This window comes from Nonomuraea fuscirosea (assembly GCF_003001935.1).
Lineage (GTDB): Bacteria > Actinomycetota > Actinomycetes > Streptosporangiales > Streptosporangiaceae > Nonomuraea > Nonomuraea fuscirosea.
Map to the genome: position 1 here is coordinate 1 of NZ_PVNG01000007.1, position 21,160 is coordinate 21,160.

Annotated in this window: 26 protein-coding genes and 1 tRNA gene; 9 read left to right on the forward strand and 18 right to left on the reverse strand. The window is 66.9% G+C overall.

The window, feature by feature from the left end:
- Positions 1–1,395: 1,395 nt before the first annotated feature.
- The 3 genes from B0I32_RS56490 to B0I32_RS17285 all read right to left on the reverse strand — a co-directional run bounded on the left by B0I32_RS56490 (position 1,396) and on the right by B0I32_RS17285 (position 3,385).
- Entirely contained in the window at positions 1,396–1,641 is a 246-nt protein-coding gene (locus tag B0I32_RS56490) for a hypothetical protein (RefSeq protein ID WP_146178202.1), read from the reverse strand.
- Between the two features lie 217 nt (positions 1,642–1,858).
- Positions 1,859–2,263, reverse strand: a complete 405-nt coding sequence (locus tag B0I32_RS17275) for a hypothetical protein (protein WP_146178203.1) — start codon at positions 2,261–2,263, stop codon at positions 1,859–1,861.
- Positions 2,264–2,563: 300 nt separating this feature from the next.
- Positions 2,564–3,385, reverse strand: a complete 822-nt coding sequence (locus tag B0I32_RS17285) for an SAM-dependent methyltransferase (protein ID WP_106240234.1) — start codon at positions 3,383–3,385, stop codon at positions 2,564–2,566.
- Positions 3,386–3,619: 234 nt separating this feature from the next.
- Here B0I32_RS17285 and B0I32_RS17290 point away from each other — a divergent pair, with 234 nt between their 5' ends.
- A complete protein-coding gene (locus tag B0I32_RS17290) occupies positions 3,620–4,864 on the forward strand; it encodes a helix-turn-helix domain-containing protein (RefSeq protein WP_181307484.1) in 1,245 nt (414 codons plus the stop codon).
- An 810-nt stretch (positions 4,865–5,674) separates the two neighbouring features.
- Here the strand turns inward: B0I32_RS17290 and B0I32_RS17295 are convergent.
- The 3 genes from B0I32_RS17295 to B0I32_RS17305 form a co-directional block, all read right to left on the reverse strand.
- Complete coding sequence (locus tag B0I32_RS17295; protein ID WP_106240236.1) at positions 5,675–6,010, reverse strand: FmdB family zinc ribbon protein; 336 nt, start codon at positions 6,008–6,010, stop codon at positions 5,675–5,677.
- 69 nt (positions 6,011–6,079) lie between these two features.
- A complete protein-coding gene (locus B0I32_RS17300; protein WP_106240238.1) occupies positions 6,080–7,582 on the reverse strand; it encodes a potassium/proton antiporter in 1,503 nt (500 codons plus the stop codon).
- A gap of 24 nt (positions 7,583–7,606) precedes the next feature.
- Entirely contained in the window at positions 7,607–8,167 is a 561-nt protein-coding gene (locus B0I32_RS17305; RefSeq protein ID WP_245955903.1) for a 5-formyltetrahydrofolate cyclo-ligase, read from the reverse strand.
- 33 nt (positions 8,168–8,200) lie between these two features.
- On the opposite strand from B0I32_RS17305, the gene galU reads away from it, so the two are divergent.
- From galU to B0I32_RS17340, 7 genes are all read left to right on the forward strand, one after another.
- Positions 8,201–9,103 (forward strand): UTP--glucose-1-phosphate uridylyltransferase GalU, encoded by a 903-nt coding sequence (galU, locus tag B0I32_RS17310; protein ID WP_106240242.1) that lies wholly within the window; start codon positions 8,201–8,203, stop codon positions 9,101–9,103.
- Positions 9,090–10,277 (forward strand): molybdotransferase-like divisome protein Glp, encoded by a 1,188-nt coding sequence (gene glp, locus B0I32_RS17315; RefSeq protein ID WP_106240245.1) that lies wholly within the window; start codon positions 9,090–9,092, stop codon positions 10,275–10,277. The genes galU and glp overlap by 14 nt, the downstream gene beginning before the upstream one ends.
- A gap of 21 nt (positions 10,278–10,298) precedes the next feature.
- Entirely contained in the window at positions 10,299–10,775 is a 477-nt protein-coding gene (gene moaC / locus B0I32_RS17320) for a cyclic pyranopterin monophosphate synthase MoaC (RefSeq protein ID WP_106240248.1), read from the forward strand.
- The gene (locus B0I32_RS17325) at positions 10,775–11,251 is read left to right on the forward strand and encodes a MogA/MoaB family molybdenum cofactor biosynthesis protein (protein ID WP_106240986.1); all 477 of its coding nucleotides are present in this window, start codon (positions 10,775–10,777) and stop codon (positions 11,249–11,251) included. Before moaC ends, B0I32_RS17325 begins: the two co-directional genes overlap by 1 nt.
- A 95-nt stretch (positions 11,252–11,346) precedes the next feature.
- Positions 11,347–12,000 (forward strand): GNAT family N-acetyltransferase, encoded by a 654-nt coding sequence (locus B0I32_RS17330; protein WP_181307538.1) that lies wholly within the window; start codon positions 11,347–11,349, stop codon positions 11,998–12,000.
- A gap of 124 nt (positions 12,001–12,124) precedes the next feature.
- Entirely contained in the window at positions 12,125–12,706 is a 582-nt protein-coding gene (gene sepX / locus B0I32_RS17335; RefSeq protein WP_435831872.1) for a divisome protein SepX/GlpR, read from the forward strand.
- A 49-nt stretch (positions 12,707–12,755) separates the two neighbouring features.
- Positions 12,756–12,832: transfer RNA gene (locus B0I32_RS17340), tRNA-Ala, on the forward strand.
- Positions 12,833–12,934: 102 nt separating this feature from the next.
- Here B0I32_RS17340 and B0I32_RS17345 read toward each other — a convergent pair.
- The 11 genes from B0I32_RS17345 to B0I32_RS56495 all read right to left on the reverse strand — a co-directional run bounded on the left by B0I32_RS17345 (position 12,935) and on the right by B0I32_RS56495 (position 19,264).
- Positions 12,935–14,116: a site-specific integrase gene (locus B0I32_RS17345; protein WP_106240256.1), complete on the reverse strand. Its 1,182-nt coding sequence runs from the start codon at positions 14,114–14,116 to the stop codon at positions 12,935–12,937.
- A 4-nt stretch (positions 14,117–14,120) separates the two neighbouring features.
- The gene (locus B0I32_RS17350; RefSeq protein WP_106240258.1) at positions 14,121–14,273 is read right to left on the reverse strand and encodes a CopG family ribbon-helix-helix protein; all 153 of its coding nucleotides are present in this window, start codon (positions 14,271–14,273) and stop codon (positions 14,121–14,123) included.
- A gap of 101 nt (positions 14,274–14,374) precedes the next feature.
- Positions 14,375–14,551 carry a helix-turn-helix domain-containing protein gene (locus B0I32_RS17355; protein WP_219911870.1) on the reverse strand — a complete coding sequence of 59 codons (177 nt, stop codon included), beginning with the start codon at positions 14,549–14,551 and terminating at the stop codon, positions 14,375–14,377.
- Between the two features lie 149 nt (positions 14,552–14,700).
- Positions 14,701–16,530, reverse strand: coding sequence for a cell division protein FtsK (locus B0I32_RS17360; protein ID WP_106240261.1), 1,830 nt, complete (start codon positions 16,528–16,530; stop codon positions 14,701–14,703).
- Entirely contained in the window at positions 16,527–16,865 is a 339-nt protein-coding gene (locus tag B0I32_RS17365; protein WP_106240263.1) for a hypothetical protein, read from the reverse strand. Before B0I32_RS17365 ends, B0I32_RS17360 begins: the two co-directional genes overlap by 4 nt.
- A 32-nt stretch (positions 16,866–16,897) precedes the next feature.
- Positions 16,898–17,086 carry a hypothetical protein gene (locus B0I32_RS17370; protein ID WP_106240266.1) on the reverse strand — a complete coding sequence of 63 codons (189 nt, stop codon included), beginning with the start codon at positions 17,084–17,086 and terminating at the stop codon, positions 16,898–16,900.
- 53 nt (positions 17,087–17,139) lie between these two features.
- A complete protein-coding gene (locus B0I32_RS60945; protein ID WP_281262605.1) occupies positions 17,140–17,271 on the reverse strand; it encodes a hypothetical protein in 132 nt (43 codons plus the stop codon).
- 7 nt (positions 17,272–17,278) lie between these two features.
- The gene (locus B0I32_RS17375) at positions 17,279–17,470 is read right to left on the reverse strand and encodes a hypothetical protein (protein ID WP_106240268.1); all 192 of its coding nucleotides are present in this window, start codon (positions 17,468–17,470) and stop codon (positions 17,279–17,281) included.
- A 3-nt stretch (positions 17,471–17,473) separates the two neighbouring features.
- Positions 17,474–17,833, reverse strand: coding sequence for a hypothetical protein (locus tag B0I32_RS17380; protein WP_106240270.1), 360 nt, complete (start codon positions 17,831–17,833; stop codon positions 17,474–17,476).
- A 313-nt stretch (positions 17,834–18,146) separates the two neighbouring features.
- The gene (locus B0I32_RS17385; RefSeq protein WP_106240272.1) at positions 18,147–18,800 is read right to left on the reverse strand and encodes a hypothetical protein; all 654 of its coding nucleotides are present in this window, start codon (positions 18,798–18,800) and stop codon (positions 18,147–18,149) included.
- Positions 18,797–19,264 carry a hypothetical protein gene (locus tag B0I32_RS56495; RefSeq protein ID WP_146178204.1) on the reverse strand — a complete coding sequence of 156 codons (468 nt, stop codon included), beginning with the start codon at positions 19,262–19,264 and terminating at the stop codon, positions 18,797–18,799. Before B0I32_RS56495 ends, B0I32_RS17385 begins: the two co-directional genes overlap by 4 nt.
- Before the next feature lie 127 nt (positions 19,265–19,391).
- On the opposite strand from B0I32_RS56495, the gene B0I32_RS56500 reads away from it, so the two are divergent.
- Positions 19,392–20,819, forward strand: coding sequence for a helix-turn-helix domain-containing protein (locus B0I32_RS56500; protein ID WP_146178205.1), 1,428 nt, complete (start codon positions 19,392–19,394; stop codon positions 20,817–20,819).
- Here B0I32_RS56500 and cutA read toward each other — a convergent pair.
- Positions 20,785–21,114: a divalent-cation tolerance protein CutA gene (gene cutA, locus B0I32_RS17395; protein ID WP_106240277.1), complete on the reverse strand. Its 330-nt coding sequence runs from the start codon at positions 21,112–21,114 to the stop codon at positions 20,785–20,787. The genes B0I32_RS56500 and cutA overlap by 35 nt on opposite strands.
- Between the last annotated feature and the right edge of the window lie 46 nt (positions 21,115–21,160).

Genomic DNA, 21,160 nt, shown 5'->3' on the forward strand with positions numbered 1-21,160 from the left:
ACGACGCCGCAACGACGCACGACAGACTGGCCGAAAACAGCACCTGTCGCCCATGTCCTGGGACTCATCCGTCAAGCATGTCCCGGGACAACACACGGGGCCCTCCAAGGCGCTGTGTGATGAGTTTCCCTACTAGATCAAGCGCCCGGCCGAGCCGGGCCACCCCCGCGGGAACGATCTTGATATGGGCGATCATGGGGAGGTAGCCCGCCACCCACCCCCCACACCCGCCCGCGTCACCGCCCCCATCCTTTAGGAAGACGGCAGCGGACTCACACTCTTGGGAACCCCAGGCGATCGGCAGACTCGGCATCACTTCCGCCCACGCCAACGGGGAGGGGCTGCGCCCCTCCCCGGTCCCCTCCCCCAGGGGGAGGGCATTGCCCTCCCCTTGCCCCCTCCCTTAGCGCATCGCTGCGCTCGCGCCAGGCCGCATTGCTCCGCGCGCGGCCAACAGCCAACCCCGCGCGGACGTGTCAGGGCATCACGAGTACTCACCGCCACCCCGGTACCGGGCTCAGGCGACCGGGGTCATCGGGGACGCGCCGGCGGGCCACATCGGGACTGCGCGCGGCGCTAGGGCGCCGTGCTCGCCCTCGCGGCCCGACGGCCCGCCCCTCACCCCGGCCGCCGAACCGCCCCGCACCCGCCGACGCCCAGCCGCAACCCACCACGGCGCGCGCCTTAGCCTCTCAAGGACTCGCCCACGCTCAGTGCTCCCGTGCTGTGAGCTGGCGCGTACGGCCACGACTTACCCGAGAGGGGGGCCACATCGGGCCAGGGCCGAGCGGGAGCGATCGGCGTCGTTCACACCGGACCGGATCTGGACCGGGACTGCGTCCCTCTAACCAGACCCACGAGCGCCCGGCGCTCACCGACACCGACCGCTTGCCCCACTCGACCACACTTGCAGCCCGGTGACTGTCCATCCCCCAGCCGCACGCCCCCGGCCCGCACTCTAGGCGGAGCCCACCGCTCCCCACAGCGACGCCTTGCCCACCATGGAATGACGAAACCCCCAAGGTCATCAGACCTCAGGGGGTTCATCGCACCGCAGACTGCGGGCACCCTGCGCCTCAGCTTTTTTGTACTCTCACCTCCGCGACGGGGGCTCACTACCTGGCATCCGCGCATACACGAACCGCGCCCTCCTCCAAGCAGGCCGGGCCCATTCCCGCCCCTCCAGGCTCACTTCTTGGCGCACCACCGCACCCTCGGACATCAGGACCCTCAGCCACTTACGCACGTAGTCGCTGGTCACCGGCCGCCACAGACGCGCCCGCACCTCACTCACCGTCAACCCGTCCGGGGGCTCCGGCAGGCAGGCCAGCACCTCCTCACGCACATACGCTCCCCAGCGCACGGTCCGCCTTCCTCTCGTCTTACACGGCCACCTCACTTCCAGGCTTTGGCTCCCTTGCGCTTGCGACGCCGCTGGTACTTGGTCGCCCCCCGGAAACTGAGATGCCAGCGGTGGCAGCTTCCGCACTGGTAAACCTGCGTCGGCATGTATCCGAGCGCATGTTTCACCGGATCAGGATTCGCACGAATGCTCCGCAACTCGCGCAACGCCTCATCACGCGACACGAAACACAGCTTCCCCGACGTCTTGCACCGTGCACGCTTCTCCGGCTTACCCACAAATGGCTCCTCTCCTGAACTTCGCCCACTTCATAAGAGCGGCCCCCGCCCAGGGACACAGACGGGGGCCGCTAACCCCCGGTTGCGGGCCAGCCGTCACCAATGAGCGACGGTCAACCAGGGGGAACCGACCGGCTAAAGGGCGCGCGCGGGAGAGAGGCAAACGCCCTCCAGCCGATCACCAAGAACACGCCAGCATGCGCACAGGACCCACGGCCTAGGTCGCCTCGATCTGCCCCGACCCGGACGACTGATCGCCGCCCGTCTCCGGCGCACCTGTCCACTCCACGCCCAAGCCCGCGAAAGTCTCACTCCGTGCAGCTCCCTCGAACCGCTTCCACACCTTCATTGGGATCTCGAACACCTTCGGACGCCACCCCACCGGAGTCACCTCCAGCCGCGCATCCGAAGGCACCTCCCACCGCTCATCGAGCGTGCACCTCACCCACCCCCGCCGCTCCGGCAGCCGTTGCGGCACGTACCGGCCATCGCAGACGTCATCCAAAAAACCCGCCCACACGTCCTGCCGCACGCTCAACAGCACATCCAGGCCATACCGGATCTGCACGAACGGGCCGCACGCATCCCGCCGCACCAGCACATACCCCGGATCCTCACTCACCTCCGCACCTCCGCCGGTCCTCATACAACGACGCGATCCGCCGCCCGGCCGTCTCCACCGCCGACCCCGGACAGGCCGTGTACCGCAACCGGCCTCCGGGACCCGACGCGTCCATACCCCACCGGAATCGCCACCCGGTGTCGCTCCACTCACACCACACCGCCAGCCCGACCGACCACACCCCGACCAGCGCTATCCCCTCGCATTCCGACACCTGAGAGGCGATACCGCGCCGCCCCAGCTCCGCCGACAATGCGTGCGCCAGCTCACCAGCCGGACTCGCCACCAGCGCCCGCGCCATCACGCCCGCCGCCCCACGCCGCCCAGCACATCCACCCGTTCGGCGTCCTTGCATGCAAGCTCCGGATGCATCTCCGGCCGCCACAACGGCACCCGCACCAAACCCGGCTCCACCAGCTCGGCATCCGCCGCCGCGAAAAACGCCGCGATCTCCGCCTCATCACGCAGCGCTACTGGCGCGGACGCCCCCTCATACCCGCCCACCGCCGCACGGGTACCCGCTGTCTCCAGCACATGCGACACCACCAGGTAGCTCCCCGGAACGGTGGCATCCATCAGCGTCGCGACGATCCCGTACGGATCATCCGCCGTCGTCACGAAATGAAGGCTCGCCACCAGCAGCACCGCCACCGGCTCACCGAAATCCAGCAGAACCGCCGCCTCCTGCAAGATCTTTTCCGGACGTCGCATGTCCTCACACACCACATCCGTCCGCGCATCCGTCGCCAGCAGCGCCCGCGCATGCGTCAGCACCACAGGGTCGTAGTCCACGTACACCGTGAGCGCATCCGGCGCTGCCCGCTGCGCCACCTCATGCACGTTGCTCTCAGCCGGAAACCCCGACCCGATGTCCAGGAACTGGCGGATACCCGCCCCAGCCAGGAACCGCACCACACGGCACAGGAACGCCCGATTCTCCAGCGCGCACAGCTTTGCAGCCTGATTCGACCGCAGCACCTCCGCCACCGCCGCCCGATCACACTCGTAGTTGTCCTTGCCCCCCAGCAAGAAGTCGTACATGCGCGCCACATTCGGCACAGTCGGAACCACAACCGGACGCTGCACCCTCGCGCGATGCTCCAGAAGATCCGCATCCAACATCGGAGCGCCAACCTCGCCGGCCTCTCGCCCTGCCGGACGGGTCGTATGCTGTGCCATGGGTCAGGACCTCGATTCCTGATCAAGGGAGCCGTACGGCGTGTCAGCGCCTGCGGCTCCCGTCTTGTTGACTGCCGTTCTTTGCCGTTCCCTTGTCTGCGGTTCAGGATGTGGGATAGATGTCGCCACACCGAGGGGTTGCCTCACTTAGGCAACTGGGCAACGGATAGAGGCAACGTGCGATTTGGCGAAGCACTTCGTAAGTGCCGCGAGCGCCAGAAGGTATCGCTCAACGCGCTTCACGAGCTGACGTTCTTTTCGAAGAGCTACCTCAGCCGCGTTGAGCGGGGCGAACGTAACCCCGAGCGGGTACTAGCTGAGCTTGTCGATGAGGCCCTTGGCGCGAACGGACGCCTCATCAAGGCATGGGATGGCGACTATGCGCCCAACCGGACTATCGTGGGTTCATCAGGAGGTGAGGCAACGAAACGCCGTCAATTCATCGCCAGTGCGGCACTCGTGGCCGGAGTTGGGTTCGACGACCCAGCCGGGCAGCCTGACCCTGGTACGGCCGCTGTCGCACGGCTTCGGGATGCTCTTATCCCAACTACGCCGATGTCTCATGCAGACCCACCCGTAGCATCGCTTGCCCGCTCACTCACTCGTGCCCAGCGCGACTTTGCCGCTGCTCGCTACCTACCGCTAGCAGATCAACTCGCCGCGCTTCTCCCCGTTGCCTCGGCCGCCTCAACTCCTGCTGCGATGGCCGCCGCCGCACGCATCTACCATCTCGCAACACGCACCCTGATCAAGCTCAGTGCTTCCCCCTACGCTTGGATCTCTGCCCACAGAGGTGTAGAAGCCTCGCAGGCCAGTTCCGATCTCCAAGCCATAGGAGAATGTCGGCGCGACCTGATCAGTCTCTTCCACCGCGCCGCCGAGTATCGCAAGGCACGCGACGTCGCCACCTCCGCCGCAGAATCCCTCCGGCCCCAGCTCGCTGGCGCAACACCTCAAGCGTGGGGGGCCTATGGTGCCCTTCTCTCTACCGGCGCTATCGCCGCCGCACGCCTTGAGGACCGACATTCAGCGCTCGACATGCTCACCGAAGCCGACGAGGCCGCCCGTCACGCCCCCAATCTCGCTCTGGGCTACGGTCACGTACCCATCTACAAGATGGGCGTCTCTATCGTCCTAGGAGACGCAGGCACAGCCATTGATCACGCCAAGGAAGTCGTCCCCAACCAGATCCCGACGCTAGAGCGACGAGGCAGCTACTACACCGGTATTGCTGAGGCATACACCCTCTGGGGCAAGACCGACCGCGCAGTACGAGCCTTGCTCATCGCCGAGAAGATAGCGCCCTCTGAAGTACGGCGCTCCGGTACCCGCCAGGTCATCACTGAGCTGCTTCACCGGGATCCCCACAGCAAGCTCTCCGGCTTGCGAGGACTCGCCCGCCGCGTCGGTGTCACCCTCTAAATCCACAAACGTAAGAGCGCTTTGGGAACCCCCTCGGGCTGGCCACCACTATGCGTGCCGGAGGCCCGCTGGACTCGCCGTAGGCATGGGAAGGGCTCAAGGGCACGAAGGTCCCCGCCTCCGGCGGGGGCTCAGACTCCGGGATGGCGTTGATCATGACCTCCCAGCGCCCTCAAGGGTTGCTGTGAGGTCCCGCCTCCCGTCTGTCATCGCCCACACCAAGCCGAGCATGCCGGGGTGCGGGGGTAAAGATCGTTCTTCCAGTAGGGAGCTCCATCTTTACCCCCGCACCCCGGCATGCTTCCCGGCAGGTGGGCGACGACAGACGGGAAGGCGACAGAGCGGGAAGCGCGTAGCCAGGAAAACCCCAGCTCATCAGCCCGAAAACTGGCCCGTGTATGGCCCGCGAACAGTCAGTCACAGTGAGCACCAGTGAGTCTCTACGAGACACCCCGAATCCTCCCATCCCACATATCCGCAGGTCAGACACACGGTAACCCCCTGACCAGGGACTCAACGACGTCTATCTAGAATCCACAGGCGAGCTATGTTCTTCTGTGGATAACGGGGGTTCGGGTGTTGCGGGCGCGCCGACATAAGCCGACAGCAACCGGCATGTCGGCATATGTCCGTCCACCGCAGCCGGTCTCCGCGCCGCTCTCAGGTAAGCGACCGCTCGGATGGGCGGAAGGCTTAGGTAAGCGACCGCTGGGATAGGCCGACGGCTCAGGTAAGCGACCGCCGATAGGCAGACGGCTCAGGTAAGCCGACCGTACGAGCGCCCGGGGCGGGCCCCGGGCTCTGAGAGGCTCAGCTGGAGGTCGTCGTGGAGGCGGCGGCCGGTGCGGGGGCGGTCGACGGCGTCGAGGAACTCGACTCCGACGACGACTTGCTCTCGCCGGACTTCTCGCCGGACTTCGCGCCGGAAGAACCGGAAGAGGACGCGGCCGCGGCCGACGTGCCCGACGACGAGCGGTTGTCGGTCCGGTAGAAGCCGGAGCCCTTGAACACGATGCCGACGGCCGAGAACACCTTGCGCAGGTTGCCCTGGCAGCTCGGGCACACCGTCAACGCATCGTCGGTGAACTTCTGAACGACCTCGAGCTGCTCACCGCAGTCGTTGCAGGCGTACTGGTAGGTCGGCACGCGCTCCTCCTTACAAGCTTTGGCACTCGAGCGAGGCGACTGCTAATGGTAACCGATGGGGTCAAACAGCTATTCCAACCCCCGCTCGCCGTACCAGCCTGCCAGCTTCCCGCCCCGGCTCACGGCGCGCAGCCGGCGCTCCGCCTCGTCGCGGCAGGCGGCGGTGGTGACGACCAGCAGCTGGTCGTCCACGCGCAGCCTGGTCGTGGCGGTGGGGACGAAGGACTTGCCGTCGCGTACGACGAGCGTCACCGCGGCCCCCGAGGGCAGGCGGAGCTCGAAGACCTCCACCCCGTGCAGGCGCGATCCCGATGGCACCTTGACCTGCAGCAGGTCGGCGTTGAGCTCCTCCAGGGGAGCGGACTCGACCGAGAGATCGTGGGCCTCGCCGGGAGCGGCCACCCCGAGCAGCCGCGCGGCGTACGGCAGCGTCGGCCCCTGGAGCAGGGTGAACACGATGACGATCACGAAGACCTCGTTGAAGATACCTTTGGACCCGAGGACGCCGCCCGCCCACGGGATGGTCGCCAGGACGATCGGGACCGCGCCGCGCAGCCCGGCCCACGACAGGAACGCCTGGTCGCGCCAGCTCACCCAGCCCAGCCGCAGCGCCCAGGACAGACCGGAGCTGACCAGCACCGACAGCGGGCGGGCCAGGAGCACCAGGATGGTGCCGGTGATCAGGCCGGGGATGATCGCCGAGGCCATCTCGCCGACGTCGGCCAGCATGCCGAGCATGACGAACATGCCGATCTGCGCCAGCCAGGCCGCGCCCTCCGCGAAACCCCTGGTGGCCGCCCGGTGCGGCAGGCGCGAGTTGCCCAGGATGAGCGCCGTCAGGTAGACGGCCAGGAAGCCGGAGCCGTGCAGCAGCACCGCGCCGCCGTACGAGACGAAGGTGAGCGCCAGCACGGCGATGGGATAGAGGCCGGAGGCGGGCAGGGCGACGCGGCGCAGGGCGTAGGCGCCCGCGGGGCCGACGGCGAGCCCCACCACGGCGCCGATGAGCAGCTCCATCCCGGTCTCCAGCAGGAACGTTCCCAGGGTGGCCGAGGAGTGTGAGGCCCCGCTGAGCAGCACCACGGCGATGACCGTGGGCGCGTCGTTGAGCCCGGACTCCGCCTCCAGTACCCCCGCCAGGCGGGGCGGCAGCGGCAGCCTGCGCAGCACGGAGAAGACGGCGGCGGCGTCGGTGGAGGCCAGGACGGCGCCGAGGATCAGCGCCGTCCTGCCGTCCATGCCGAGGAAGCCCTGGACGACCAGAGCCACCACGCCGATGCTGACGGCCACGCCCACGGTCGCCAGGACGAGGGCGAGGGGGACGGAACGGCGTACGTGGGACCAGTTCGTCGTCAGGCCGCCCTCGGCCAGGATCACCGCCAGCGCCGACATGCCGATCTGCTGCGCCAGCTGAGGACTCTCGAAGGGGACGCCGAACCCCGCGGGCCCCAGGATCAGCCCGAAGCCGAGGAACACCAGGAGACTGGGCAGCCCGGAGCGATGGGCGATGCGGACGGAGGCGATCGCGGCGATGACGATGGCGGCGCCCAGGAGGAGCCAGACGTCGAGCATCACTGGCTCCTCTCGTACCGGCGGTCACATAAGACTAGTGAGTCCTGAAGGCGTCATCGCGTAGCGAACGCGCCGGTCATGGGGCTCGGACGGGACGTCGTCGATCAGCTCGCCGTCGTGCAGGAGGGCCACGGTGGGGACGTTCGGGCCGACCCTGGCCAGCGCCCGGTCGTAGGAGCCGCCGCCGCGTCCGAGGCGTACGCCCGTGCGCCGGTCGACCGCCAGCGCGGGCACGATCACGAGGGCGGCCGTGCGTACAGCGTCGACGCCCCGGCGTGTGTCGACCGGCTCCATGATCCCGTGGCGGCCGGGGGCGAGGGTGTCGGGCCCGTCGTACACCGCCCAATCCAGGTCGTTGTCCTTCTGGAGCACGGGCAGGACGACGGTGGCCCCATGTTTCCAGAGAGCGAACACGAGCCCGTGCGTCTCCGGCTCCGACCCCGCTGACCAGTAGCAGGCCACCAGACCGGCCATCTGGACCCACGGCTGTTCGAGCAGCGTTTCGCGGACCTTGATGGCGTTTGCCCGTAGTTGTTCGGGGGAGAGTGAGCCGCGCGCCGCGTTCAGCTCGCGGCGCAGGTTCATCTTGTCCACAGGTCCCTCCACTAGGGTCTACTCATGGCTGACTTCGACCCTGTGACGAAAGCCGTCGTGCCCGCCGCGGGTCTGGGCACCCGGTTCCTTCCGGCGACGAAGGCGACACCCAAGGAGATGTTGCCCATCGTCGACAAGCCCGCGATCCAGTATGTCGTCGAAGAGGCGGCCTCCGCCGGTCTCCTCGACGTCCTCATGGTCACCGGCAAGAACAAGCGCTCGATCGAGGACCACTTCGACCGGGCGTTCGAGCTGGAGGAAGCCCTTGAGGCCAAGGGCGACGAGCAGCGGCTGTCCCAGGTCCGCGAGCCGGCCTCGCTGGCGACTCTGCACTACGTACGCCAGGGCGAGCCCAAGGGGCTCGGGCACGCGGTGCTCTGCGCCAAGCAGCACGTGGGCGAGCACCCCTTCGCCTGCCTGCTCGGCGACGACCTGATCGACCACCGCGACCACCTGCTGCGGCGCATGATCGAGGTGCGCGACACGTTCGGGGGGAGCGTGATCGCCCTGATGGAGGTGCCTAAAGAGCAGGTCTCGCTCTACGGTGTCGCCACCATCGAGGCCACCGCGGAAGAGGACGTCGTACGCGTGACGGACCTCGTCGAGAAGCCGCCGGCCGACGAGGCGCCGTCCAACTGGGCCATCATCGGGCGTTATGTGATCGATCCAGCGGTGTTCGAGGTGCTGGAGCAGACGCCGCCGGGGCGCGGTGGCGAGATCCAGCTCACCGACGCGCTGCGCACGCTCGCCTCGCGCGGCCGCGACGAGGGCGGGCCCGTGCACGGCGTGCTGTTCAGGGGACGGCGCTACGACACTGGCGACAAACTCGACTATCTACGCACTGTGGTGAAGTTCGCGGCGGACCGGGACGACCTGGCGCCGGATTTCGTGCCGTGGCTGCGGGAGTTCCTCGATGAAATCAGTTGACGCGCATCTGGCCGGGATCCTGGCCACTGTACGTCCGCTGGCCCCCCTGGAGCTGGAGCTGGAGCAGACGCTCGGCACGACGCTGGCCGAGGACGTGACCTCGCCGGTGCCGCTGCCGCCGTTCGACAACTCGGCCATGGACGGGTACGCGGTCAGGGCCGAGGACCTGGCGGAGCTTCCGGTCACGCTGCCGGTGATCGACGACGTGGCGGCCGGCTCCGTCGAACTGCGTGCCGTGGGGCCCGGCCACACCGTACGCATCATGACCGGCGCTCCCATGCCGGCCGGGGCCGACGCCGTGGTGCCGGTCGAGTGGACGGACGGGGGCACGGTCTCCGTACGCATCGACCGTCGCGCCGAGGCGGGCAACGCGGTCCGGCGGGCCGGGGAGGACGTCCAGGCCGGAGAGGTCGTGCTCAAGGCGGGCATCGTGATCGGGCCCGCGCAGCTCGGGATCATCGCCGGGGTGGGGCGGCGGCGCGTGCTGGCGCGGCCGCGTCCGCGCGTCGTGGTCGTCTCCACCGGCGCCGAGCTCGTCGAGCCCGGCGGCACGCTCGCGCCCGGCCAGATCTGGGAGTCCAACAGCTACACCCTGGCGGCGGCGGTACGCGAGGCGGGGGCCGAGGGGTTCCGCGCCGGATCTGTCGGCGACGATCCCGCGGTGCTGCTCGACCGGCTGGACACGCATCTCGTCCGGGCCGATGCGATCATCACCACAGGCGGGGTGTCGATGGGGGCGTACGAGCCGGTCAAGGAGGCGCTGTCGCCGCTCGGCACCGTCCGGTTCGAGAAGGTGGCGATGCAGCCGGGGATGCCGCAGGGCTTCGGCGTGCTGGGTGAGGACGAGGTGCCGATCTTCGCGCTGCCCGGCAATCCGGTCTCGTCGTTCGTGTCGTTCATGCTGTTCGTACGTCCCGCGCTCGACCGGATGCGCGGGCTGCCCGGCGGCCTGCCGGAGACGGTCACCGCGACGGTCACCGGGCCGCTGCGCTCGCCGCCCGGCCGGCGCTCCTACCTGCGCGGCGTGCTGGCCCCGGACGGCACGGTGACGCCGGTGCACGGGCAGGGCTCCCATCAGCTCGCCGCCCTGGCCCTGGCCAACGCGCTGATCGTGGTGCCGGAGGATGTGACCGAGGTGGAGAGCGGGTCCGCCATGGAGGTGGTCCGGCTGTGAGCCGACTGGAGGGTGCCGCCCGTGGGTGAACTGACCCATATCGACGAGACCGGCGCCGCGCGCATGGTGGACGTGTCGGCCAAGGACGTCTCGGCCCGCACCGCCACCGCCACCGGCCGGGTGCTGCTGTCGGCCGAGGTGGTCGCGCTGCTGCGTTCGGGCGAGGTGCCGAAGGGCGACGCGCTGGGGGTGGCGCGGATCGCGGGGATCATGGGGGCGAAACGTACGCCCGATCTGATCCCGCTCTGTCATCCGATCGCCCTGCACGGGGTGAAGGTCACGCTCGACGTCGAGGACTGGGGCGTGGCGATCACGTGCCGGGTGAAGACGGCCGACCGGACCGGGGTGGAGATGGAGGCGCTGACGGCCGTCTCGGTGGCGGCGCTGGCGCTCATCGACATGGTCAAGGCGGTCGATCCGGGCGCGGTGATCACCGATGTGCGGGTGGAGGAGAAGCTGGGTGGCAAGACCGGCCGGTGGACGCGGGAGCAGGGCTGATGCGCGCGCTGGTGATCACGGTGTCGAACCGAGCTTCTGCCGGGATTTATGCGGATAAATCCGGGCCGTTGCTGGCTGATCTGCTGCGGCAAGAGGCCGGATGCGAGGTCGAAGGGCCCGTGGTGGTGCCCGACGGCGAGGCGGTCGAGCGGGCGCTCAGGGAGGGGGTGGCGGGCGGGTACGAGGTCATCGTCACCACCGGGGGCACTGGGCTGACACCGCTGGATCTGACGCCGGAGATGACGTCCAGGGTGATTTCTCGGGAAATTCCTGGCATCGCGGAGGCAATTCGGCTGGCGAATCGGGAGAAGGTGCCTACGTCCGTATTGTCGCGAGGACTGGCCGGACAGGCTGGTGACACCCTGATCGTGAATCTGCCCGGATCGTCCGGCGGTGTACGGGATGGCGTCGCCGTACTCGCTCCCATCCTGCGGCACGCGGTCGACCAGATCCGGGGCGGCGATCACCCGCGCTGAGAGCGGCCGGTGATCGCGCCGGGGATCGGCGTCCTGGGGGCGAATCGCAGCTCCGGTCACTGATCCGTGGCGCCATCGTGCCCGATCGGGGGATGATGAGGGGTGTGGATCGACTTCGTGGCTGGCCGGCGACCCTGAACGAAGGCCCCGTGGGCCTGCGGCCGCTGCGGCTGGGCGACGTACGCGTGTGGCGCGAGACCAGGCTGCGCAACGCCGACTGGCTGCGGCCCTGGGAACCGAGCAACCCCGAGACGCCGCTGTTCCGGACCGGGCTCGGCCCGTACATCTCCATGGTGGGCACCCTGCGCCGCGAGGCCAGGCAGGGGCTGGCGCTGCCGTGGGTGATGACGTACAACGGCCGCTTCGCGGGCCAGCTGACCGTGGGCGCCATCGTGTGGGGATCTGCCCGTTCTGCCCAGGTCGGATACTGGATCGACGGCGCCGTGGCGGGCAACGGGGTCACCCCGACCGCGCTCGCGATGGCCGTTGACCACTGCTTCTTCACCACCGGATTGCATCGGCTGGAGGCGAACATCCGCCCCGAGAACCAAGCCAGCCGTAGAGTGGTTGAGAAGCTCGGTTTCAGGGAAGAAGGCATTCGGCGTCGCCAACTCCACATCGACGGAGCCTGGCGCGACCACATCTGTTACGCGTTGACCGTCGAGGACGTACCTGGCGGGCTGCTCGTGCAGTGGCGTCGCGCGCGTGAGTCAGCGGCTCACGGGGGGTCCTCCGTCGAAGAGGTTTGACGATCTCGCGACACACCGCACCGAATGCTCGTCAATTAGTGACACGCGGTCTTACGGTGCGTGACGTGAGCACATTCAAGGCGCGACGAGCACATCCGCGTCTTTGTGCTGCCCGGAGGTGGCCGTGAGTCCTGTCCTCCTCTACATGGCCATCGTCGTTATGTGGCTCTGTGTCCTGATTCCCATGTGGCTGCGTCGGGACAAGACGAACCTCGCCGAACTGGCCGAGCTCGAAGAGTATTACACCGGCGAGCACCAACTGCCCGATCTCGACAATCTCGCCCCCGATTCCGAGGACTACGACGGGGCGACGCTCGCCGAGATCGAGAAGGTCGACGTCCGCCAGTTCCGGTTCCGGCGCCGCGCCATCATCGTCGCCCGCCGGCGCCGCCTGCTCTTCTTCACCGCCCTGCTCGTCCTGGCTTCCGTGGTGACCGCCTCGGTCGAGATGATGCCGTGGTGGGGCGTCGCGCCCTCGATCGTCGTCATGCTGACGTACATGGCGTTCCTGCGCATCGCCGTACAGGTCGACAGAGAACGCCGCGAACGCGCCCGCCAGGCGCGCGCTGAGCGCCTGCGACGGCAGCGCGAGCAGCAGCGGGCCGCTGTCGAGGCGGAGGCCGAGGTGATCGATCTCACGGCGCTGAACGGGGACGTCCTGTTCGATCAGTACGCCGAACCGCCTCGGCGCGCGGTGGGGGACTGAAACGGTGGCGCGAGGACCCTCTGGAGTTTGCTAATCTGGTCGAGTCCTTGGGGATGTAGCGCAGTCCGGTAGCGCACTTCGTTCGCATCGAAGGGGTCAGGGGTTCGAATCCCCTCATCTCCACCAGGAAGATGCAGGTGAGAAGGGTCTTTGGAGCAATCCAGAGGCCCTTTTCTCATGTCTGGAAGTCGATGGGAGCCAATCGGGGAGCCATCTCACTCGGACTCTCTACCCGTGTCGGCTGTCGCCGAAGATGGTGTTCATCGTGTGGGCACCCTTGGTGATCACTGGCCGTAGCTGGTGGCGGTAGACCGCTTCCGTGACGCTGGTGCCCGCGTGCCCGACGAGATCGGCGATGGTCTCGATGGGTACGCCTTGGTCACTCATGATGGAGACGAACGAGTGACGTAGTTCTCGGGGACTCCAGGTGGTTCCGAGTCCCGCGTCTTTCGTGATCTTTCGGAACGCCCGTCGTACGTTCGAGGCGTCCAGTGGGGTGCCGACGCTCGTGCAGAACACCAGGTTGTGATCCTGCCATGCCTCGCCGGCCTTGAGCTTGTCGGCGGCTTGGTTGACGTGGTGCTGGCGGAGGGCCTGAGCTGCCAGCTTGGGCAGTTCCAGCGTGCGCCGGGACTTGCGGGTCTTGGTGTCTCCTCCTTCGCGTTCGGAGCGCCATACGTAGATGGCGAACTTCGTGTGCTTGAACCCCACCTCGGTCACCGGGTGCCAGGACTTGAGTTTGGGAACCCACGCGACAACGTGATCCCAGCGCAGTGCCCGAGCCTCCTCGGTGCGGATGCCTGTGGTGAGGCTGATCACCACGTAGGCGTGGAGTTCGGACGACTCGGCTGCTTTGAGCACCGCTTCGGCTTGTTGCCGGGTGAGTGCCTTGCTGGGTCGTCCGTCCGTGCCCTTGGGTGTGGTGACCAGGTCGGCAACGTTCCTGAGCACCATGTCGCGTGCCTGAGCTTGCCGGATGGCCCTCTTCAAGACGCTATGGATCTCTCGGAGGGTGGTTGTGGCCAGCTTCTTCGCGAGCGCGTCAAGCCACTCGTCCACGTGATCCGCGCGTAGTTGCTGGAGCTTGATCTTCCCCAGTCCGGGGATGACGTGCGTCTTTGCGAGGATGCGTAGCTTGGTGACGGTGTTCTCGGATCGGCCCTTGAGGCCCTTGCTGAGCCAGTCGTTGACGGCGTCGCGCACGGTGTAGGTCTCCGATGCGGTGACGCCGGACTCAAGCGCTTTGACGGCCTTGATCAGCTTGTCCTTGACGACGGCCTTGGTCTTGCCCTTGCGCTTGAGGCGCTGGCGCTTGCCGTCGGGGCCGAACCCGAGGGAGATAGCTCCGGTGTAGCCGTCCCCCTCGAGATAGATGGTCGCTTCGTACTTGCCGATCAGGATCTTGGCCAAGGGATCACCCCTTCTCGTGACGGTTGAGGTACTCCTCGATCGCCTTCCTGATCACCCACGACACATCGCGTTCCTGCGACTCGGCGTACTTGCGGAGACGGTCTTTCAGTTCCGTGTCCACGCGTACGGGAGGCAGGGTCGTTCGGTCGCTCGTCATAGACGGCTTCCTTTCGTGTCATGCAGTTATCAAGAGGCGCTTGCCGGGTTGTGCGGTGGTGCCGCACAACCCGGCTCTGTAGAACGTTGTAGCACGATGCTCTACGCCTCGTCCATGGCTTCCAGTGAAGAGACGAACTCGGCAAGGTGGCGATCGGTGATCCGGCGGAGCTTGCCGATCTTGATGCTCTTGAGCTGACCGGTACGGAGAAGGAAGTAGACCTTGTCACGTCCGACGCTCAGCATCTCCGCGACTTGTTCGACGGTGTATGCCTGCATGTGCATCCCCCTCTCGGTCGTCGGGGTGTGCGGCTCCCTCGCGGTCATCGGTAACGGAGTGTGATTGTCCGTCTGTTCGTCCGTCCGCGTCTGTTGCGCCCTCTACACGCGCAGACGCGCGGACGGATGCGGACGGCGGACGCGGACGATTACGGATCGTGTACCTCTGGGAGTGCGCGCCAGCGTCCCCTAGAGACCTGTTCGACCTGACGGGCACGGCTCAGGTCCTGGAGGCGTTGGTAGACCCATGTGCGGCGCATGCCGGTCTCGCGCATGAGGTCGCCGATGCTCACGCCGTCGCTCGGGGCGCGCTTCAACGTGGCTGTCAAGGTCTCCTCAGCCGTCCGTACGGTGCTGCTGTCGCGCGCGTGTCTGGGCGATGGTCGGGCGGTGGGCTGGGCGGGTATGGCGGGCATCTCAGCCGCGCGTTCCAGGGCTTGGGCCGATACCTCGTCGAGGGGTGGGCGGTACTGCGCGTGCTGTTCGGCGGTGGCCTGTACGCCCTCGTCGTCGAGGAGGTAGCTGCGGGCGCGGCGGGGGATGTCGTGCTCTGGTGAGCTGATCAGGAACTTGCCGGGAGCATCCAGCTTGTGCGGGTGCCATCCGGCCTTGACCATGCCCTGTCCCAGGACGAGATCGCCGTCGCGGGCTTCCCGGACGCGGAAGCACAGCCGGACGTCCATCTGGGAGCGGACTGCGCTCTTGCCCATCGCGTCCTTGGAGGGGCGTTGGGTGGCGGCGATCAGGTTGACCGCCGGCGCGCGGCCACGCCGGGCGATGGAGTCGGCGTAGTCGATCGCGCGTGGGGCTTCGCTGGCCAGTTCGGCGTATTCGTCGATGACGATGATCAGTGCCGGTCTGTCCGGTGATGGCTCCCACACGCGTTCGCCGCGCTTGGTGAGGTCGTCGGCGCGGCCGTCGAGGATGACCACGGCATCGGCGAGCAGGGTCTCTGCCTCTTGTGGGGTGGTGGCTATGCGGCCGATGCACGATGCCCAGGGCAGTAGCTCCATGCCGCGCTTGAGGTCGACGGCCCAGAGGATCACGTCCTGGCAGGCGGTCAGGTCGCCGAGCAGGACGTTGACGCCACCGGACTTGCCGGCTCCCGACATGCCCGCGAACAGTGCATGTCGTCGGAGCAGGGGGACGCGGACGGGTGCGCCGTCCTCGAACAGCCCGAGCTTGGCCGGTTGCGTGATGGAGGTGATGGATGGGCCTGGCCAGGTGATGGCGTTGGCGTGCGGGTCGGTTTCGATCACCCGGACGTCGGCGCGGTTGGCTTTCTTGCTGGCCACGGGTTGGACGCGGATGCCGCCGCGTGTGGTGCCGAGCGCTGATTCCAGGCGGGGGACGGCGTTGATGGCGTCTTCGACGGTCTGGCCGACTCCCAGTCCGAGGCGGAAGCGGTAGCCCCACAGGTCCACCATGGCCGATTGGATGCGGGATCCGGCCAGGCCGACGGCTTGGGCGATGTCCGGCCAGGCGGCCAGCGTGCGCTCTACCTGTACGCGGGCACGCCTGCGGCGGTGTGCCCACCAGGGCACGGCCAGCATGATTGTGCCGATGCCCAGCACGGCGGGCAGGGGGTTGGTGAACGGCCCGAAGTGGGTTGCCAGGGTGAGCCAGGTTCCGGCGAACGCCGTGGTGACGGCGGCGTAGCCGCGTTCGATCGGGCGTGGCAGGTTGACCCACCGGCCCCAGGTGGCCAGCGCGCCCGCCGCGATGACGGTGGCGATGATCAGGGTGGGCCACCCTTCGGGGAACCAGTGCCGCATGGCGAGGCTTCCGGCCAGGACGGACGCGACCACGGTGAGCGGGGCCAGTTCGGACCGGTACCGCCAGGCCAGACGGGCGATACCGGCGATGGCCAGGGGCGCGAACTCCAGGTCCTCGATCCCGGCAACGGGTTGGATGCCGTAGCGCCGCATCCGGCGTGCGTTGCGGCGGATCTCGTGGCGTGAGGCGCGGTGCCGGCTCATCGGCTCTCACCGGCCGTCTGGTCGGGGTGGGTCTGGGCGTGCAGCTCGTCGCGCACGTAGTACAGGGGGTCGTCGTCGCCGTCGTGGTCAGCCGCCAGGGTGGCGCGGATGGCGGCGAGCAGGTTGGCGCGCTGGTAGCGGATGCTGGTCAGCTCGGCGCGCAGGCCGGTGACCTCGTCGATCAGGGTCTCGATGTCGCCGAGCGCCGCGATCACGTACGCCCGGACGGAGGGCAGGGAGGTCGGGGTGAGTGCCGCCAGGAGTTGGACGGCGGTGGTGTTGCGGTGGGCAACCTCCTGAAGATCGGTGTGTGGGTAGGGGTGGCGATGGGTCATCAGGCATCACGTCCTTCGGTCGGGAACGGGGGTCAGTGGCTGGTGAGCCAGCTCAATGCGGCGCGCATGACGGCGCGAATGTCGGGTGCGAGCGTGGTGGCGGCCAGCAGGAAGCCGAACAGCAGCGTGATCAGCGCGTGCCACCAGCGCAGCCCCAGGTAACGCCAGGCGATGAACACCAGCGTTCCGAACACGAACACCAGCGGGACAGTGACGGTCATGGGCTTCACCTCCTCTCGCGGACGGGTTCGACGGTCGATGGGGGACGGGTGGGTCAGATGCCGTCGTGGCGGGACTTGCGGCGGTGCCAGCGCCAGCGGGCGCGGCACTTGCGGCACCGCTGGTTGCCGGGCGTTGCGGGGGCGCCGCACGGGCACCGGCCAGGCATGAACGGGAACGTGCGCATCAGGGCTTCACCTCCTCCCGGCATAGGCGGTCGGCCGGCCGCGGTGGGCGTAGGTGCCCAGCAGGCGGCGGCTCAGGGCTCCGGTGGGGGTGTGGCGGCGGTCCTCGGCACGGATCACAGCAACCGCCACCACGAACAGCGCCAGCGTGGCGACCGACAGGGCCAGGGCCAGGAACACGACGAACAGTCCGATGTCCACTGCTCACGCCCCCTCGATCTCGTTGAGGGCGATCACGTCGCGGTAGGAGTCCCGCGCGGCGCGGCGTTCCATCGCTGCTTGGGTGACCAGGATGGCTTCGTAGCGGACGCTGCCGAAGGCGATACCGGCGATGTGGTGCCCGTTCTCAGCGATGGGCGTAGTGCCCAGCAGGGCGGCAATGCGCCCGACTTCGGTGATTGCCTCAGCCTCGGTGGAGGCGTCGGTGTCGTAGTTGGTGTGGACCGACACCCGGACGGGTCCGTACCTGGGAACGGGCACCTGCGGGTGGCTGTCCAGGAACGCTGCGAGGGCACGCAGCCCGCTGATCAGTTCGCGGCGGTGGTGGTGCTGAGCTGGGCTCATCTAGATCACATCCCTTCCGTTTCCGGTGACCTACGAGGTGAAGGTAGGTTCCGGGGAAGGGGTGAACCCATCGCGCGATGTGAGCATGCAGTGAGATCAAAAACATCCGGCGATGAGATGGATCAAATCCCGTGGTGAGATAACTCCCAGCTCACGACATGCGCCATGAAGGACCCCCGACAGAGCCCTTGGGAACTGGCGCTCGCGTGAGCGCAGAGGACTCTGCCGGGGGCGTTGACGCGACGATGCGGGACACGGTGGCAAGGTGTGAGCGAGCCAGTCAACCGCACCGTCGCGCGTCTATGGGCCTTCCTCAGGGTTGATTGAGTACGGCCTGCATCCCGTGCAGCTCGACTACCTGAGCGGTGGCGAGCGCGTAGGGGTGGTGCTGGAAGTCGTCCCAGGCAACGAACACGTTGTGAGCCGTGGGCATGACGGTGTCGAACAGGCCGGGACGGTACAGGTCCGCCAGCACGCCGACGCTGCGGGCGGCGGTCACGGTGAAGACGGTGAAGTCCTCACGCAGCATGGGGCACTCTTCCAACGCCTTGGGAATGCACCGCCAGCACGTCGGCGGGGCGTTGGTGCGTCCGCTGTGCAGTCCAGTGGGCTCGAATACCGTCTTGGTCAGCGGCCACGGGATCAGCCCCGACGCGGAATCGGTCGCTGGGGTGCCGCACACCTGGCACAGCAGCTTGTCCATGCACCTCCACTGCCTGCGCGTGTTCAGCTTGCGCATGCGCTCTGTGCCGCGCGTGGCCGGATGGTCGCGAAGGTCGCGGATGCGGGCACGCAAGATGCCGCCCTTGCTGCGTACCTTGGCCGCATGCAGGCTCACCCAGTCGCCGGGCCGCGATGGCAGATAGGCCAGCCGCAACCTGCCCGCATACGGTACGAACCCGATCGGGTCGTTCACCAGCTCATTGGCGAACGCGATGGTGTACGGGATCGTCGAGTAGCCGGTCACGCCGGACCGCCCTTCCGGAGCGGCGTCTCGTTGGGCGGAGCCGGTGTGGGCTGGGGATGCTTGGGCGTGGCCGATCGCAGGTCTCCGACGCGCGCGGCGATACGCCGCGCCGCTCGCTGCGGATCCGCCGATGGGTGCCAGGCATAGACGGGCCGGTCTCGTCGATCGTTCCAGCCCGAACACCACCAGAAGAGATCACCGTTCGTCCACACGACCAGACCGCGTGACACCGACACCACGGCCAACCCGTAGCCGTCGTTCACATCGGTTGTGATCCCATGGGTGGCCAGCTCTCGTTGCAGCCGGTCAGCCACGGCAACGGCGGTAATGGGAGCGAGACGAGTCGTCTCTTGCTCCGGAGTCATGTGCCGGCCTCCCGCAATCCGCTCACCGAGCAATGGATGGCGAAAGCCAGACAAATGCGGATCTTCGAAACCTCTCAGATCAGCTCTGACCTGCGCCACGGACTGATGTGAGGTTTCCAAGCGAAGCGGTTCCGCATAATCTCACCGTGATATCTCACGGTGTGATGGACTGGAACAGCTCCACTACTCCCGAAAGGCTGCGCTACCAGGGGAACGGAACGCCGCCATGACGATGGACCAAGAGCGAGTTCGCCATGTCCTTGAGACTGTTTTCGCACGTCAGGATGTGGAAGATGTCTGCAAACAGCGTGACCTCGGCGGCGTTATCCGCATCCTGACCAAGTACGGCATCACCCAGGGCCAGATCGCGAACCTCACCGGGATCCCTCAAGGGCGCGTCAGCGAGTACAAGAGCGGCAAGCGCGTCCCGACCGCAAAGCATACATTTGAGTCGTTTGCTGACGGTTTGGGCATGCCCGGCCACTTGCGACGCCATCTGGGCTTGGCGTCCTCCGGTGGCGGGGGCGGTGTGCGAGTCGTCAGCGATGGGGTCCAGATCCCCACGGACACATTCGACTTGCAGCTCTTTGCTGAAGCGATCGGGAAAAGGGGCGAGCCGTTGAAGCGCCGCGAACTACTGGCCATGGTCGGACAACTTGGTGCCCAGTCAGCTCTAGCTCAAAGTGAGGCATGGGAGAAAGTAGCCTTCGCCCTGTCCAGGCCCAGCGCCATTGACGAAGCAGTGGTCCGGGAGATGGAGGCTAGAGCCGCCGGCTTTCACCGCCTCGAAGAGATGCTTCCTGCCCATACGATCTTCAGGGGCCTGGCCGCCCACCTGAACGAGGTCGGAACCATCCTGAACGGCACAGCCACGGATCCCAAAGACGAGCTTCGCAGACGCTTGATCGTGGTTGCTGGCGAAAGCAGCGTGCTTGCTGGATGGATCGCGACAGACCTCGGCAATATCTCTGCGGCACGGAACTTCTACGACACCGCTGAGAAAGCTTCGAAAGAAGCAGATGACCCGGCCATCATCGCGTGTGCGTTCGGATATAGAAGCTACATACCGAGCGGTAAGGGTAACCACGGTAGAGCCCGAGCCCTCCTGACAACCGCTCTACAGCACTTGCCCAAGGACACCTCCCCTGGAACTACATCGTGGCTTGCCGCTAGACATGCGGAAGAGAGCGCAGCCCTCGGCGAAAGCGAAGCAGCTCTTCAGTCATGGGAGGAGGCACGCGAAGCGTTCAACATCGCCGATCCGGAGGAGGACCGCGTATGGACACGATTCCTTGACCGGGATCGTTTCGACTCCTTCGCCATCTCCACCTACGCCCAGATCGGCCGACTAAACGAAGCCGAAGCGGTCGCACACGCGGTCATATCACGCCTGTCCGAGGTGGAAAGGAAGCGGGCAGGCATCATCCTCGGCGACATCGCTACAGCCCATATCGTGCATGGCTCAGTTCAAGAAGCAGCCAGAGCGGCCAGAGAAGGCCTCGCTGTCATTCGCGAGACGGAATCCGGAATCTGGCTGCCACGATTCATCGTTCTCGGAGAAGCGCTCAGGCGCTGGCAAACTCAACCACCAGTCCGCGCCTTTCTAGAAGAATTGGCCGTTACGAAGCGTCAGTTCTCTGCGTCTCCGCGCTAATCCAGCTAAGGTAGTCATCGCTTCCTGTAGCAATTTCAGTTGCGATGATTTCTGGTATCTCATAACTGTGGTTGGCTTTGATGTGGTTCTCAAGCGCGTCGAGCAGGGCGCGCGTCGTCTTGATGACCAACTGCCATTCCTGCTCGTCACGCAATGAGCCTCGCCACCAGTACAAAGACTGAATCGGTCCGATGATCTGTACGCCAGCGGCGAGACGTTGCGAAGTGATGCTACGTGCCAGAGTAGCGCCCTCGTCAGCGCTCGACACAGTGGTCAGGACTTGTATGTATTCCATTCCTCGCCCTCTCCTGACTGCAGTGCTATAGCCTGGAGTTCCACGT

Excerpts from the sequence above, each read along its gene's own strand:
- B0I32_RS17360 (WP_106240261.1), bottom strand. The coding sequence starts at position 16,530 with ATGAGCCGGCACCGCGCCTCACGCCACGAGATCCGCCGCAACGCACGC.
- B0I32_RS17285 (WP_106240234.1), bottom strand. The coding sequence starts at position 3,385 with ATGTTGGATGCGGATCTTCTGGAGCATCGCGCGAGGGTGCAGCGTCCG.
- galU (WP_106240242.1), top strand. The coding sequence starts at position 8,201 with ATGGCTGACTTCGACCCTGTGACGAAAGCCGTCGTGCCCGCCGCGGGT.
- B0I32_RS17325 (WP_106240986.1), top strand. The coding sequence starts at position 10,775 with ATGCGCGCGCTGGTGATCACGGTGTCGAACCGAGCTTCTGCCGGGATT.
- B0I32_RS60945 (WP_281262605.1), bottom strand. The coding sequence starts at position 17,271 with ATGCGCACGTTCCCGTTCATGCCTGGCCGGTGCCCGTGCGGCGCCCCC.
- B0I32_RS17355 (WP_219911870.1), bottom strand. The coding sequence starts at position 14,551 with ATGCAGGCATACACCGTCGAACAAGTCGCGGAGATGCTGAGCGTCGGA.
- B0I32_RS56500 (WP_146178205.1), top strand. The coding sequence starts at position 19,392 with ATGACGATGGACCAAGAGCGAGTTCGCCATGTCCTTGAGACTGTTTTC.
- B0I32_RS17370 (WP_106240266.1), bottom strand. The coding sequence starts at position 17,086 with ATGACCGTCACTGTCCCGCTGGTGTTCGTGTTCGGAACGCTGGTGTTC.
- B0I32_RS17380 (WP_106240270.1), bottom strand. The coding sequence starts at position 17,833 with ATGAGCCCAGCTCAGCACCACCACCGCCGCGAACTGATCAGCGGGCTG.
- glp (WP_106240245.1), top strand. The coding sequence starts at position 9,090 with ATGAAATCAGTTGACGCGCATCTGGCCGGGATCCTGGCCACTGTACGT.
- B0I32_RS17300 (WP_106240238.1), bottom strand. The coding sequence starts at position 7,582 with ATGCTCGACGTCTGGCTCCTCCTGGGCGCCGCCATCGTCATCGCCGCG.
- B0I32_RS17365 (WP_106240263.1), bottom strand. The coding sequence starts at position 16,865 with ATGACCCATCGCCACCCCTACCCACACACCGATCTTCAGGAGGTTGCC.
- B0I32_RS17305 (WP_245955903.1), bottom strand. The coding sequence starts at position 8,167 with ATGAACCTGCGCCGCGAGCTGAACGCGGCGCGCGGCTCACTCTCCCCC.
- B0I32_RS17350 (WP_106240258.1), bottom strand. The coding sequence starts at position 14,273 with ATGACGAGCGACCGAACGACCCTGCCTCCCGTACGCGTGGACACGGAA.
- cutA (WP_106240277.1), bottom strand. The coding sequence starts at position 21,114 with ATGGAATACATACAAGTCCTGACCACTGTGTCGAGCGCTGACGAGGGC.
- B0I32_RS17330 (WP_181307538.1), top strand. The coding sequence starts at position 11,347 with ATGAGGGGTGTGGATCGACTTCGTGGCTGGCCGGCGACCCTGAACGAA.